Raw genomic sequence first — 13809 nt, forward strand, 5'->3', positions numbered from 1 at the left:
CCATTTTTTTGGGAGCCGTTCGGCTTAAGATGAAAGGGAAAACGAACGCGATTCGAATCCCGGTACAAGGCGGGGGAATGGCCAAGGAGGATACAGGCAATGACATTAACTGTGAAAGCCCTTACGTGTGATTATCGCAGCGAGCTGCTCGGTACCGATGCGAGCACGCCCAAGCTGAGCTGGAAGCTGGAGTCGGACCGGCGCGGGACGATGCAGGGGGCCTACCGGATCCGCGTGACGCGGGCAGACGATCCCTCGGCGGCTGGACCGCTGTGGGACAGCGGGAAGGTGACGTCCTCCCAGTCGCTGCATATCCCGTACGCGGGGCCGCCGCTGGAGCCGCGCACCAGGTATGCCTATGAGGTGAAGGCGTGGGACGAGCAAGGCGAGGAATCTCCGTGGAGCGCGTCGCAGTGGTGGGAGACCGCCCTGCTGGGCGAGCCGTGGCGAGCCGTCTGGATCACGCCGGACCCGGAGCGGATCGATCCGCAAGGCGAGCCGGCCTTCCTGCTGCGACGGGGATTCGAGCTCAAAGGGCCGGTGTGGCGCGCGCGCTTGTATGCGACGGCCGCAGGCGTCTACGAGGCGTATGTGAACGGCCGGCGCGTCGGCGAGGAGTGGATGTCGCCGGGCTGGACCAGCTATAACAAGCGCCACCAGTATCAGACCTACGAGGTCACCGACCTGCTGGTCAGCGGTCCCAATGCGCTCGGGCTGCAGCTGGCGGACGGCTGGTACAAGGGCAATCTGGCCTGGCAGGACAATCGCAATCTGTACGGCGACCGGCGAGCCGCGCTCCTGCAGCTGCACGTGGAGCATGCGGACGGCTCGGAGACCGTGATCGTCTCCGACGAGCAATGGAAGAGCGAGACCGGACCGATCCAGTACGCGGAGATCTATCACGGCGAGACATACGACGCCCGGCTGGAGCGTCCGGGCTGGAGCGAGGCCGGCTATGACGACAGCGCCTGGTGCGGGACGGAGCGCCTGGATCTCCCGTATGATCCGCTCACGGCACAGGAGAACTGGGCGACCCGCATCACCGAGCGTCTCCGGCCAATCGAGCTGCTGCGCACGCCGTCCGGAGAGACGGTGCTGGACATGGGCCAGAATATGGTCGGACGCATCCGCATGCGGGTGAATGCGCCCGCGGGCACGCGCATCCGTCTGCAGCATGCGGAGGTGCTGGACCGGGAGGGTAACTTCTATATCGGCAATCTGCGCAAGGCGCGCCAGACGGTGGAATATATCGCGCGCGGCAGCGAGCAGGGCGAACCGGAGTCGTATGCCCCGTATTTCACATTCCAGGGCTTCCGCTACGTCAAGGTCGAGGGCTACCCAGGGCAGGAGCGCGGCGCGGATGTGCCGCTGGACGCCTTCATCGGCGAGGTCATGCACTCCGACATGCCGCCGACCGGCGAGTTCGAATGCTCGCATCCGCTGGTCAATCAGCTGCAGCGCAACATCGTCTGGGGCCAGCGCGGCAACTTCCTCGACGTGCCGACGGACTGTCCGCAGCGCGACGAGCGGCTCGGCTGGACGGGCGATGCGCAGGTGTTCATCCGGACGGCGGTCTTCAACTACCAGATCGGGCCGTTCTTCACCAAGTGGCTGCGCGACCTGCGCGCCGATCAGCTGCCGGACGGGGGCGTGCCGCATGTCATTCCGAGCGTCATCAAGGGGCATTCCTCGGCGGCATGGGGCGACGCGGCCACGATCTGTCCGTGGGAGATGTACCGCGCCTATGGCGACACCTCCCTGCTGGAGGAGCAGTACGACAGCATGCGGGCCTGGGTCGCCTACATGCGGGCGCAGGGTGAATCGGAGACGCTGTGGAATACCGGCTCCCACTTCGGCGATTGGCTCGGCCTCGATGCCAAGGAGAACAGCTACGTCGGCGCTACGCCGCGGGATCTGATCGCGACGGCGTTCTACGCGCATTCCGCCCGTCTGGTGCGCGACGCGGCCGTCGTCCTCTGCAAGGCCGAGGACGTGCGGACCTACGGCGAACTGCACCACCGCGTCGTTGCCGCCTTTCGCAACGAATTCGTCACGCCGAGCGGTCGGCTGGCCGCGCCGACGCAGACCGCGCATGTGCTGGCCCTGATGTTCGAGCTGGTCGAAGGCGAGGGGCGGACACGCGTCGCCCGCGAGCTCAATGCGCTCGTCGAGGCGAACAAGGACCACCTGACGACCGGCTTCGTCGGCACGCCGTATCTCTGCCTCGTCCTGTCGGCGCATGGCTATCATGCGACGGCGGAGAAGCTGCTGCTGCAGGAGTCTTACCCCTCTTGGCTGTATTCGGTCGTCAAGGGCGCGACCACGATCTGGGAGCATTGGGACGGCATCAAGGAGGACGGCACGTTCTGGAGCGATGCGATGAACTCGTACAATCATTATGCATACGGGGCGATCGGCGACTGGATGTACCGGATACTGGCCGGACTCGACATGGACGACGAAGCGGCCGAGCCGGCATGGCGCAGACTGCGCATCGCGCCGCGGCTGGGCGAGGGCGCACTGACGCATGCCCGTGCGTCGCTGGAGACGCCGTATGGCCGCGCAGTCTCGGCTTGGCGGATCGAGGAGGGCCGGGTGCAGCTCTCGGCGGAAGTGCCGCCGAATGCGACGGCCCGCATCCTGCTGCCGGACGCCCGTCTGGAGGATGTGCGCGAGAGCGGCGCGCCGCTGGCCGAGACGTCCGGTGTGACGGCCGTCGAGCAGACGGCGGAAGGCGTACTGATCGACGCGGGCTCGGGCGCGTACCGATTCGAGTATCTGCGTGCGATATCCGGAGGCGTCGATTAGGGAAGGGGCGCTGTCTAGCCGTCGCCGTAGTTGCAGCCGCCAAGCAGGTCTTCGTCCCGCGCCCGCTCAGCGGCTGCGATACTGCGTCGGCGTGCAGCCGAAGTGGCGCTTGAACATTGTAATGAAGTAGCTGAGGCTGCCAAAGCCGACATCGAGCGCGATCTCGGTCAGCTTGCGGTCGGTGGCGCGCATCATCGAAGCGGCCTGCTGCATCCGGTATTGATTCAGGTAATCAATCGGATTGCGGCGGGTCATTTCTTTGAAAAAGCGGCAAAAGTACGCCTCGCTCATCGAGACCGAAGCGGCCAGATCGCGCAGTCGCAGCGGCTGACCGTAATGCGTGTGCATGTACTGCAGCACCGTCTTGAGCCGGTCGGTCTTGTACTGATCGGGCTGCACGCCGCGCTGTGCGGAAGGCTCCCCGGCAGCAGCCCACAGCTCGGCGAGCAGCAGATAGAGCAGCCCCTTGACCTGCAGCTCGTAGCCCGGCGCCTGCCTCTCGCCGATGGCGCACAGCTCGCCGATCAGCGCGGTAGGGCGCGACGTCGTGTGCGGGGCGCCGAGCCGGACGGGCAACCGGCTGTCCGGCTCGGCCAGCGGCTGCACGTAGCGGTCCTGGATCGCGTCATACGTGCGGCTGTACAGGAATTCGGGGTGGAACACGAGCGCCTCGAACGCGCAGCCCCGCACGCCGTCCGTCCACCCGCAGTGCAGCTCTCCCGCGCCGATGAACAGCGCTTGCCCCTCCTCCAGCTCATAATCGGTGATCCCCACGCGAAAATGGCCGCCGCCCGACGTGACCTGCAGCAGCTCCAACTCGTCGTGCCAATGCAGATCCAGCAGCGGCTCGTCCGGCGCGATGTCCATCCGATACACGCTCACCGGATAACGCGAATCCCCGTGCATGCGATTTTCCTTCAGCATCGTCCGATTCATCGTGCGAACCTCCAAGATGTCAAAATTGTGATAGCAAATAGCAAAATTGAGAAAGAATTTTGAGGTTATGGTCAATATTATTATAGTATAGTAACCGCATTCATTCCAACAGGCCACGAGGAGGAGCACCCGATGAAATTTAGCGACGGATATTGGCAGCTGCGCGAGGGCGTAAGCTTGAACGGGGCAATCGAGGTAAGAGACAGCCGGGTAGAGGCGGACAAGGTGACGGCCTATACCGCCGTGCGGACGGTGCAGCGCAAGGGCGACACGCTCAATTCAGGCCTGCTGCAGGCCGAATTCAGCGCGCCGCGCGAGGACGTTATCCGCGTGCGCTGGACGCGTCATGCCGGTGGGGCGGAGCGCGGCCCGGCATTCGGCATTGCCGAGGAGAGCGGGCCCGTCTCGACCGCGCAGGCGGACGACGAGCTCGTACTGCAGAGCGGCAAGCTGCGGGCGCGCATGTCCGCCTCCGGCAGCTGGGGCGTCCGCTTCGACTACGACGGACGGCATCTCACAGGCAGCCGTGCGCGCGGCGCAGGGCATCTGAGCACGCCGGAGGGCGGCTTTTTCCGCGAGCAGCTCGAGCTCGGCGTCGGCGAGCAGATCTACGGACTGGGCGAGCGCTTCACCCCGTTCGTGAAGAACGGCCAGAGCGTCGACGTCTGGAACGAGGACGGCGGCACGAGCAGCGAGCAGGCGTACAAAAACGTGCCCTTCTATCTCTCGAGCGAGGGCTATGGCGTGTTCGTCAATCATCCGGAGCGCGTCTCCTTCGAGATCGCCTCGGAGGTCGTCTCGCGCGTCCAATTCAGCGTGCCGGGCGAAGGTCTGGAGTACTTCATCGTCGGCGGCGCGACGCTGAAGGAGGTGCTGCGCAACTACACGGCGCTCACCGGCAAGCCGGCGCTGCCGCCGGCCTGGTCGTTCGGCCTGTGGCTGACGACATCGTTCACGACCGATTATGACGAGGCCACGGTCAACCGCTTCATCGACGGCATGTTCGAGCGCAATCTGCCGCTGCATGTGTTCCACTTCGACTGCTACTGGATGAAGGAATACCAGTGGTGCGACTTCGAGTGGGATCCGGCGGTCTTCCCCGACCCGGTGGGCATGCTGAGCCGGCTCAAGGCGCGCGGGCTCAAGATCTGCGTCTGGATCAACTCGTACATCGCCCAGAAGTCGCCGCTGTTCCGCGAAGGTATGGAGAAGGGCTATCTCGTCAAGCGGCCGAGCGGCGATGTCTGGCAGTGGGACATGTGGCAGGCGGGCATGGGCCTCGTCGACTTCACCAATCCGGAGGCGACCGAGTGGTACAAGTCGAAGCTGCGCCGGCTCGTTGACATGGGCGTCGATTCGTTCAAGACCGACTTCGGCGAGCGCATTCCGACGGATGTCGTCTACCACGACGGCTCCGATCCGCACAAGATGCACAACTATTACACGTACCTGTACAACAAGGCGGTCTTCGAGGTGCTCGAGGAAAAGCTCGGACGCGGCGAGGCGATGCTGTTCGCACGCTCGGCGACGGCCGGGGGCCAGCAGTTCCCCGTACATTGGGGCGGCGACTGCTCGGCGACCTACGATTCGATGGCCGAATCGCTGCGCGGGGGGCTCTCGCTCGGCTTGTCCGGCTTCGGCTTCTGGAGCCATGACATCAGCGGCTTCGAGAGCACGGCGCCGCCGGATATCTACAAGCGCTGGGTCGCCTTCGGCCTGCTGTCGTCGCATAGCCGCCTGCATGGCAACAGCTCGTACCGCGTGCCGTGGCTGTTCGACGAGGAAGCGGTCGACGTGCTGCGCCACTTCACGCAGCTCAAGAGCCGTCTGATGCCGTACCTGTACAGCGCGGCGGCGGAGTCGGCGGAATGGGGCGTGCCGATGATGCGGGCGATGGTGCTGGAATTCCCCGAGGATCCGACCTGCCATCCGCTCGACCTGCAGTACATGCTCGGCGGACGGCTGCTGGTGGCGCCGATCTTCCGCACCGACGGCGAGGTGCGCTACTACGTGCCGGCGGGACGCTGGACGCGTCTGCTAAGCGGCGAGGTCGTCGAGGGCGGGCGCTGGCACCGCGAGCGCCACGACTACATGAGCCTGCCGCTGCTGGTGGCGCCGGGCAGTCTGATCGCGCTGGGCGCGGAGGATCAGCGCCCGGACTATGACTATGCCGACGGCGTGGCGCTGCATCTGTTCGAGCTGGCGGACGGCGCTGAGGCGAAGACGGTCGTCTGCGATACCGCCGGAGCGGCACAGCTCACGGTACGCACCGCGCGACGCGGCGATCGGATCGAGGTGGCGCACGAGGGAGCCGGCAAGCCGTGGACGCTCGTGCTGCGCGGCATCGCCGAGGTCGCCGGCGTCGAGGGCGGTACGGCGCAGAGCGGCGAGCACGGTGCCGTGATCGTGCCGAGCAGCGGCGCGACGCTCATGATCCGATTGTAGCGCGATTGGGCATGCTCGCAGCGCGGCGCGGCGAGCCTTCGAGTTGCTGGTAAGCGGCCGTCTTTGACCATCGCGTCGAAGGCGGCTTTCTTTGATTGGATATGTAAATAGAGGTAGAAAAAGCAGCTTCCAAAAAAAGGTTGCGGACTTTGGCGAGTGGAGCTAGACTGAAGAAAATGCGCCTTGGGCGCTGCGTCCTGCGTCGCAGTGCGCGCAGCCAGTCCCGTCAATGCCCGTCAGCATGGCCTGCCCTGCACGCGGCTGCCCTGCACACTTCTGCACTGCTCGCTTTTGTACTGCTCGCCCTTGGCCCCGCAACGAGGGCCTAGGCCTTGCGACGGCGGCCGATTCCACGGCACGGAGAGGAGATTGACGCCAAATGAAAGCGCTATTCCGAATGGCGAATCAGATGAAGCTGCGGACGAAGCTGATCTTCTCCTTCGTGATCGTCGTCTTCGCGCCGGTGCTGGTCGTCGGCGTGCTGCTGGGCGAGGAGCTGCAGAGCATGGCGCTCGACAATGCGGCCGAGCAGACGCGCACGAATGTCGAGCGCGTCCGGCAGCGCACGCTCGAGGTGCTGCACGTCTCCCGCGACATCGCCTATCGGCTGGCCAACGACGAGCGTATGGCGCAGGTGGCCAGCGAGCGCTATACGACGACGTATGCGGTCGTAGAGGCGTATCGCAGCTACCGCGATATTGAGCAGTACATCCGGCTGTACAAGGAGATCGCCAACATTCGCTTGTACATGGACAATCCGACGCTGCTCAACAACTGGGAGTTCCTGCAGCCGACCCGGGAGATCGTGCGGGCCGGGTGGTACGAGCAGGCGCTGCAAGGCCCAAATGACGCGGTCACCTGGCAGTATCTGCAGGATGAGCGCGACGGTCAATTTTATTTGAGCCTGGTGCGCAAGGTGCACTTCCTCGACAGCGCGCAGAGCGCCGTGCTCGTCGTCAATGCCAATATGGACTTGCTTGGCCAGATTCTGCGTCAGGAGTCGTTCGATACGATGCTCGTGGACGAAGCGGGGGCGATCGTCGCGTCCAACAAGCCCGAGCAAGTCGGCCGCACCCTCCGCGAGCTGGAGCTGATCGAGGCGGACGATGCGCTGGGCAGCGGCGTCCATCAGGCCGCCATCGGCGGCACGCCGTATCAGATTCGCGTCGCGCCGCTCGCGCCGGATGCGAGTCTGGGCGGGCTGCGCATCGTGTCGATCTTCGCCATTGATGCCATCACCGGCGACATCACGCGGACCAACGGACTCGCGCTGGCGGTCATCGGCGCCGCGCTGCTGGCGGCTACGGTCATGATCGTCACCGTCTCCAATCTCGTCACCAAGCGGATGCGCCATCTCAGCAAGCATATCAACCGCGTCGCCACCGGCAATCTCAACACGGTCGTCGTCATGGACGGCAAGGACGAGATTGCGCAGCTCTCGCGGCAATTCAATGCGATGGTGGCGAGCATCCACGAGCTGGTCGACGCGGTCGGCGAGTCCAATCGGCAGAAGCGCGAGCTGGAGGCGAAGCAGAGCGAGATTCGATTCAAGATGATGGCTAGTCAGATCAATCCGCACTTCCTGTTCAATGCGCTCGAATCGATCCGCATGAAGGCCCACATGCGGGGCGAGCGCGAGATCGCACGCATCGTGCGGCTGCTGGGCAAGCTGATCCGGCGCAATCTGGAGGCGGACGAGCGCATGACGACCGTCGGGGCCGAGCTCGATCTGGTGCGCAGCTACCTGCAGATTCAGAACTTCCGCTACAACGACCGGCTGCTGTTCCGGCTGATCGCGGCACCGGAGACGATGGGGCTGCCGATCCCGCCGCTCGTCATCCAGCCGCTCGTGGAGAATGCCGTCATCCACGGGCTGGAGAACGACGAGCAAGGGGCGCGGATCGAGGTCCATGTGCGAGCCGACGCGACCGGCCTGAGCGTGCTCGTCGTCGACGACGGCGCCGGTATGGACGCAGACCGGCTCCACCGGCTGCGCTGGGCGCTGCGTCAGCCGGAGGAACGGGAGCCGGGCGGACGGATCGGGCTGCGCAATGTCGACCAGCGGCTCAAGATGACCTACGGCGAGCCGAGCGGCCTCCGCGTGCATAGCGCGCCGGGTCGCGGGACGCGCGTACGATTTCGAATTCCGACAGGGGGGATGAGACGTGTATAAGGTCATGATCGTCGACGACGAGCCGCTCATTCGCGAGGGCCTGCGATCGATTGTCGACTGGGAGCAGCTCGGCTATCGTGTGGCGGCGACCGCGGACAACGGCAACCGGGCGCTGGAGCTGTACGATCGGCATGCGCCCGATCTGATGATCGTCGACATTCGCATGCCGGGGATGAACGGGCTGGAGCTGATCGGACGCATCCGCAAGCTCGACCCGCAGGTGCAGCTGATGATCCTGAGCGGCCACGCCGAGTTCGCCTATGCGCAGAAGGCGATCGCACATCGTACCTGCGGCTACCTGCTGAAGCCGATCGACGAGGATGAGCTCGCGCTCATGCTGAAGCGGCTGCGGCGCGAGCTGGACGGCCGGGCGCGGCCCGATTCGTATCGAGAAGACGCCGGTCAGGCGCAGCTCGATCTACACCGAGGCGAAGCCTTCCGGGCGCGGCCGGAGCTACATGGCAGAGACGCATTCACATCGTATGCGCCGGAGGGCGCGCCGCCTCCTGCACCGCAGCTGAGCATCGACTCGCCGATCACGGCGGCTGACGGGCTGCCGGAGGCGAGGAGGCCGGAGGGGCGCGAGCTGATCGCCCGGGTCAAGGCGCGGATCGAGCGTGAGTATCGGGACAATCTGCGGCTGGAGACGCTGGCGGCGGACTTCCACTACTCCAGCTCGCATCTGGGACGGTTGTTTCGCAAGGAGACCGGCGATTACTTCAATACCTACCTCGACAAGGTGCGAATCGAACAGGCGAAGCGGCTGCTCAAGCACGGCTGGAAGGTGTACGAGGTGGCGGAGCGGGTCGGTTACCCGAACGTCGATTATTTCCATGGCAAGTTCCGCAAATATGTCGGCATTCCGCCCGGCGAGTTCCGCAAGGAAGAATAGGCATGCATTTGGCGCCCCCGTCCTCGGATTTTGGGGGTGTTTTTGTCTGATTATGAAGGTAATAGATGCCGAATCTACCCGGTATTGCCGAAGACCGGAGCGTAGTACGATGAAGATGTCGCAAGCGAACAGAAAGAAAAAGGAGGGGGCGCATTGAAATCGGATACAGCGCCGTACGGGGCGCCGACATCCGCCGCGCGCGCAGGACGATTCTGGCGCAATGCGGCACGCAGCAAGTACCTGTACGCCATGTCGCTGCCGTTTGTGGCATGGGTGTTCGTGTTTAATTATTTGCCCCTGTGGGGCTGGACGATGGCGTTCCAGAATTTCCGTCCAGGACGCGGCCTTTTCGATCAGGAGTGGGCCGGTCTGACGCATTTTCGCATGCTGCTGCAGGACGATATGTTCTACCTCGTGCTGCGCAATACGCTGGCGATGAGCCTGATGGGCCTGATCGCCGGCTTCACGGTGCCGATTGTATTCGCCGTGCTGCTCAACGAGGTGCGCAATATCGTCTTCAAGCGCTTCGTGCAAACGGTTTCGTACTTGCCGCACTTCGTCTCCTGGGTCGTCGTGGCCGGTCTCGTCACGAAGATGCTGTCCACCCAGAACGGCATCGTCAACGACGTCCTGCTATGGACGGGCCTCATCCACGAGCCGGTGCAATTCATGGCCAAGGGCGAATGGTTCTGGGGCATCGTCACCGCAGCCGACGTGTGGAAGGAGACCGGCTGGAACACGATCATCTATCTCGCTGCGATCGCCGGCATCGGGCCCGAGCTGTACGAGGCGGCGCGTGTCGACGGCGCCAGCCGGGTGCGTCAGATCTGGCACATCACGCTGCCGGGCATCCGGACGACGATTATCATCTTGCTCATCATGTCGATCGGTCATCTGATCAGCATCGGCTTCGAGAAGCAGTTCCTGCTCGGCAACAATCTGGTGCGCGAATATTCCCAAGTGCTGGATTTGTATGCGCTTAACTACGGGCTTGGCATGGGGCGGTTCTCGTTCGGCACGGCGATCAACATGTTCAACTCGCTCGTCAGCGTCATCCTGCTGCTCGTCGCCAACGGCTTGTTCAAACGCTTCACCAACGAAAGCATCATGTAAAGGAGGGCGGCATCCGTGTCCACGCAAGCTTCGCTGTCTCGCAGACCGCCCGGCGACCGGGTATTCGACCTCTTCGTCACCGTTGCCATGCTCTTCGTCACGGTGGTGACGCTCTATCCGTTCCTGAATGTGCTGGCGATTTCGTTCAACGATTCGACCGACAGCGTACGCGGCGGACTGACCGTCTATCCACGCGAGTTCACGCTGGAGAATTACAAGGTCATTTTTGCTTATGAGACGCTGGTGACGGGCTTCCGCAATTCGGTGCTGCGCACCGTGATCGGCACGGTCATCGGCATCGCCAGCGCTTCGATGCTCGCCTTTGCGCTGAGCCGCAGAGACTTTCAGGGCCGCCGCTTCATCTCGTTCTATCTGGCGCTCACGATGTACGTATCGGGCGGCTTGATTCCGATCTACATCCTGATCCGCGACCTGGGCCTGCTCAATACGTTCGCGGTCTATATCTTGCCGGGCGTCGTGACGGCCTTCAATGTCTTCGTCATCCGCTCCTTCATGGACGGACTGCCCGAGGCGCTGCAGGAGTCGGCCAAGCTGGACGGCGCCAACGATTTCGTCATCTTCTGGAGGATCATCCTGCCGCTGTGCAAGCCCGCGCTGGCGACGATCGCGCTCTTCCTGGCGGTCGGGCAGTGGAACTCGTGGTTCGACACGTATCTGTATAATGCCTCCAAGGAGGCGCTGACAACGCTGCAGTACGAGCTCATGAAGGTGCTGCAGAGCACCGACCGCGGCATGTCCGACTATCGCGGGCAGAACATGAACGAGGTGATGAATCAGGTCTCGCCGGAGTCGGTGAAGATGGCGATCACGATGGTCGTGACCGTGCCGATCCTGGCCGTCTACCCGTTCCTGCAGAAGTACTTCGTGAAGGGCATGACGCTCGGCGCAGTCAAAAGTTAACAGCGGTATCAGCAGGGGAGCCTGTTCATACGATAGCCAGCCATTCGCTTCATTATCACAATCACCACCTGAGGGGGATACGCGCATGCGTAACAAAAAATGGATCCAGCCGGCCGTAGCCGTCGTGCTGCTGACCGGTCTGCTGGCCGGCTGCAGCGGCGGCAACGGCGGCAACGACAACGCCGGCAATGCCGCATCGAACGGCAGTGCGAACAACGGCGACACGGCGAATAACGGGGGCGCAAACAGCGGCGAGGCGGGCGGCGACGAGCTCGAGCCGATCACGCTGACATTCTACGGCTCGGACTCCAGTCCGAACTGGCAAAAGATGCAGGATGCCGCCGGACGCGCCATCACCGCCGCTACGGGCGTCACGCTCGATGCCGAATTCGCGGTAGGCGACTCGACGCAAAAAATCGCCCTGATCGCCGCCAGCGGCGAATATCCCGATCTGATCAGCCCCAAGGGCGAGCTGAGCAAACTCGTCGACGCCGGGGCGATGCTCGATCTGACCGACTTGATCGAAGAGCACGCGCCGAATATCAAAAAACTGTTCGGCGATCAAATGAGCCGGCTGCGCTACAGCACGGACGACCCGTCGATCTACGTCATCCCGACCTATGCCGAGGTCGGCGGCGGGCTGCTCGACGCCGGCGGCGGCTTCGGCTTGCAGCACCGGGTGGTGAAGGAGCTGGGCTATCCCGAGATCCGGACGGTCGAGGACTTCGAGAATGCAATCCGCATGTATCTGGAGAAGCACCCGGTCGACGAGAACGGCAATCCGAATATCGGCCTGACGCTCGACTCGGACGACTGGCGCACGTACATCACCGTGACGAATCCGGCGTTCTTCACGACCGGCGCTCCGGATGACGGCGAGTACCACATCGACATCGACACGCTCGAGGTGACGTACCATTTCCGCCGCGACGTGGAGAAGGAATACTTCCGCTGGCTCAATCACATGAATGCGGAGGGGCTGCTGGACAAGGAGAGCTTCGTGCAGAAGACCGACCAGTACAAGGCCAAGATCGCCTCCGGCCGCGTGCTCGGCCTGATCGACCAGGGCTGGGGATACGCCGACGGCGAGAATGCGCTCAAGACCGAGGGCAAGATGGACTATACCTACGGGCATTATCCGGTCACGCTCAGAGAAGAATTCAAGGAAACGTCGTTCTGGCCGACGGGCTTCAGCCCGGGATGGGGCGTAGGCATCACGACCGGCGCCGAGGACCCGGTGCGCGCGATCCAATTCCTCGACTTCCTCGCCTCTGACGAAGGCCAGATCCTGGACAACTGGGGCGTGGAAGGCGAACAATACGTGATCGAGGACGGGAAGCGCGTCGTGCCGCAAGAAGTGCAGGAGTTCGCCAAGAACGATCCGACCGGCTTCCAGAAGGAGAGCGGCATCGGATTCTATCACAACATGGGCGGCCACTACGGCGACGGCGTGAAGGATGAGACGGACAATTATTACACCAAGAACTTCCCCGAGCAGATCGTCGAGGGCTACACCGATGCCGAGAAGGAGACGCTCGCCGCGTATGATGCGACGGTGTGGAAGGATCTGTTCCCGTCGGAGAAGGAATTCCCGGTGCGTCCGTGGGGCGCGGCGTGGAACATTACCGTGCCGGCGACGAGCGAGACCAATATCCTGGCTGAGAAGATGAAGGAGATCACCTGGAAACGGGTGCCGGAGGCGATCCTCGCCGATCCGGCCGACTTCGACCGCATCTGGGACGCCTACATGGCCGATCTGGAGAAGGCCGGCGTCGAGCGCATGGAGGACGGCTACGAGGCGCTCGTCAAGGAGCGCGTGGAGCTGTGGTCGGACTAATGGCTCGCTGCGCTTGATCGTATGGTGCACTGGTCCGAAAAGTAGGGTGAAAAAGTAGGGCCGCCGTGCCCGAAATGCGTTCCGAAGGGCCGCCTGTTGCATTTGCGCAGGCGGCCCTTCGGTGTGTTATGATGTGGGAAACAGGCGGCAAAGGGCGGTGAGCATCGTGGACGTGAAAATCGTGCTGTTCGACGGCGTATGCAACTTCTGCAATAGCAGCGTGCAATTCGTGCTGAAGCGCGACCCCGAGGGGCGCTTTCGCTACGCGCCGCTGCAGAGCGAGCCGGGCGCGCGCCTGCTGCGGGAGCACGGCATCTCCGGCATCGACAGCTTCGTGCTGATCGAGGGCGGTCGCGCCTATGTCAAGTCCGAAGCCGCGCTGCGAGTATGCCGCAGTCTGCCCGGCCTCTGGAAGCTGCTGGCGCTGCTGCGGATCGTGCCGCGTCCGCTGCGCGACGCCGTCTACGACGCGATCGCCCGCCGCCGCGACCGCTGGTTCGGCGCCCGCGCCTCCTGCATGCTGCCGACGCCGGAGCAGCGCGGCCGGTTCCTGGAGGGGGCGGACCGCATGGCGGATCGAATGGAGGCTCGCATAGCGGCTCGCCCGGTCTCCTCCGCCGCGGCGCGCGCTGCGGAGACTGGCAGCGGCGACGCTAGGAGGGGCGGCTAGCCGTTGATGATCTC

At 63.9% G+C, this 13809-nt stretch carries 9 protein-coding genes; 8 read left to right on the forward strand and 1 reads right to left on the reverse strand.

Annotation, left to right across the window (positions count from 1 at the left end; genetic code table 11):
* Nucleotides 1-99 precede the first annotated feature (99 nt).
* Nucleotides 100-2808, forward strand: coding sequence for an alpha-L-rhamnosidase (locus IDH44_RS14720; protein WP_190918898.1), 2709 nt, complete (start codon nt 100-102; stop codon nt 2806-2808).
* A 66-nt stretch (nt 2809-2874) separates the two neighbouring features.
* Here IDH44_RS14720 and IDH44_RS14725 read toward each other — a convergent pair whose 3' ends face one another.
* Nucleotides 2875-3744 (reverse strand): AraC family transcriptional regulator, encoded by an 870-nt coding sequence (locus IDH44_RS14725; RefSeq protein WP_190918899.1) that lies wholly within the window; start codon nt 3742-3744, stop codon nt 2875-2877.
* A gap of 132 nt (nt 3745-3876) precedes the next feature.
* Here IDH44_RS14725 and yicI point away from each other — a divergent pair, with 132 nt between their 5' ends.
* The 7 genes from yicI (at nt 3877) to IDH44_RS14760 (ending at nt 13795) form a co-directional block, all read left to right on the forward strand.
* Complete coding sequence (yicI, locus tag IDH44_RS14730) at nt 3877-6189, forward strand: alpha-xylosidase (RefSeq protein ID WP_190918901.1); 2313 nt, start codon at nt 3877-3879, stop codon at nt 6187-6189.
* 379 nt (nt 6190-6568) lie between these two features.
* Nucleotides 6569-8362 carry a sensor histidine kinase gene (locus tag IDH44_RS14735; RefSeq protein ID WP_190918902.1) on the forward strand — a complete coding sequence of 598 codons (1794 nt, stop codon included), beginning with the start codon at nt 6569-6571 and terminating at the stop codon, nt 8360-8362.
* On the forward strand, nt 8355-9254 hold the full coding sequence (locus IDH44_RS14740; RefSeq protein ID WP_317890190.1) for a response regulator transcription factor: 900 nt from the start codon (nt 8355-8357) through the stop codon (nt 9252-9254). Before IDH44_RS14735 ends, IDH44_RS14740 begins: the two co-directional genes overlap by 8 nt.
* Nucleotides 9255-9503: 249 nt before the next feature.
* Nucleotides 9504-10367: an ABC transporter permease gene (locus tag IDH44_RS14745; RefSeq protein WP_190919003.1), complete on the forward strand. Its 864-nt coding sequence runs from the start codon at nt 9504-9506 to the stop codon at nt 10365-10367.
* Nucleotides 10368-10454: 87 nt separating this feature from the next.
* Nucleotides 10455-11288 carry a carbohydrate ABC transporter permease gene (locus tag IDH44_RS14750; protein WP_190919005.1) on the forward strand — a complete coding sequence of 278 codons (834 nt, stop codon included), beginning with the start codon at nt 10455-10457 and terminating at the stop codon, nt 11286-11288.
* 85 nt (nt 11289-11373) lie between these two features.
* On the forward strand, nt 11374-13125 hold the full coding sequence (locus tag IDH44_RS14755) for an ABC transporter substrate-binding protein (RefSeq protein ID WP_190918904.1): 1752 nt from the start codon (nt 11374-11376) through the stop codon (nt 13123-13125).
* 157 nt (nt 13126-13282) lie between these two features.
* Entirely contained in the window at nt 13283-13795 is a 513-nt protein-coding gene (locus IDH44_RS14760) for a thiol-disulfide oxidoreductase DCC family protein (protein ID WP_190918906.1), read from the forward strand.
* The last annotated feature ends 14 nt before the right edge of the window (nt 13796-13809 follow it).

This window comes from Paenibacillus sabuli, assembly GCF_014705605.1.
Classification (GTDB): Bacteria; Bacillota; Bacilli; order Paenibacillales; family Paenibacillaceae; genus Paenibacillus_D; species Paenibacillus_D sabuli.

Coding starts and splice junctions, on each gene's coding strand:
- IDH44_RS14720 (WP_190918898.1), top strand. CDS start 100: ATGACATTAACTGTGAAAGCCCTTACGTGTGATTATCGCAGCGAGCTG.
- IDH44_RS14725 (WP_190918899.1), bottom strand. CDS start 3,744: ATGAATCGGACGATGCTGAAGGAAAATCGCATGCACGGGGATTCGCGT.
- yicI (WP_190918901.1), top strand. CDS start 3,877: ATGAAATTTAGCGACGGATATTGGCAGCTGCGCGAGGGCGTAAGCTTG.
- IDH44_RS14735 (WP_190918902.1), top strand. CDS start 6,569: ATGAAAGCGCTATTCCGAATGGCGAATCAGATGAAGCTGCGGACGAAG.
- IDH44_RS14745 (WP_190919003.1), top strand. CDS start 9,504: ATGTCGCTGCCGTTTGTGGCATGGGTGTTCGTGTTTAATTATTTGCCC.
- IDH44_RS14750 (WP_190919005.1), top strand. CDS start 10,455: ATGCTCTTCGTCACGGTGGTGACGCTCTATCCGTTCCTGAATGTGCTG.
- IDH44_RS14755 (WP_190918904.1), top strand. CDS start 11,374: ATGCGTAACAAAAAATGGATCCAGCCGGCCGTAGCCGTCGTGCTGCTG.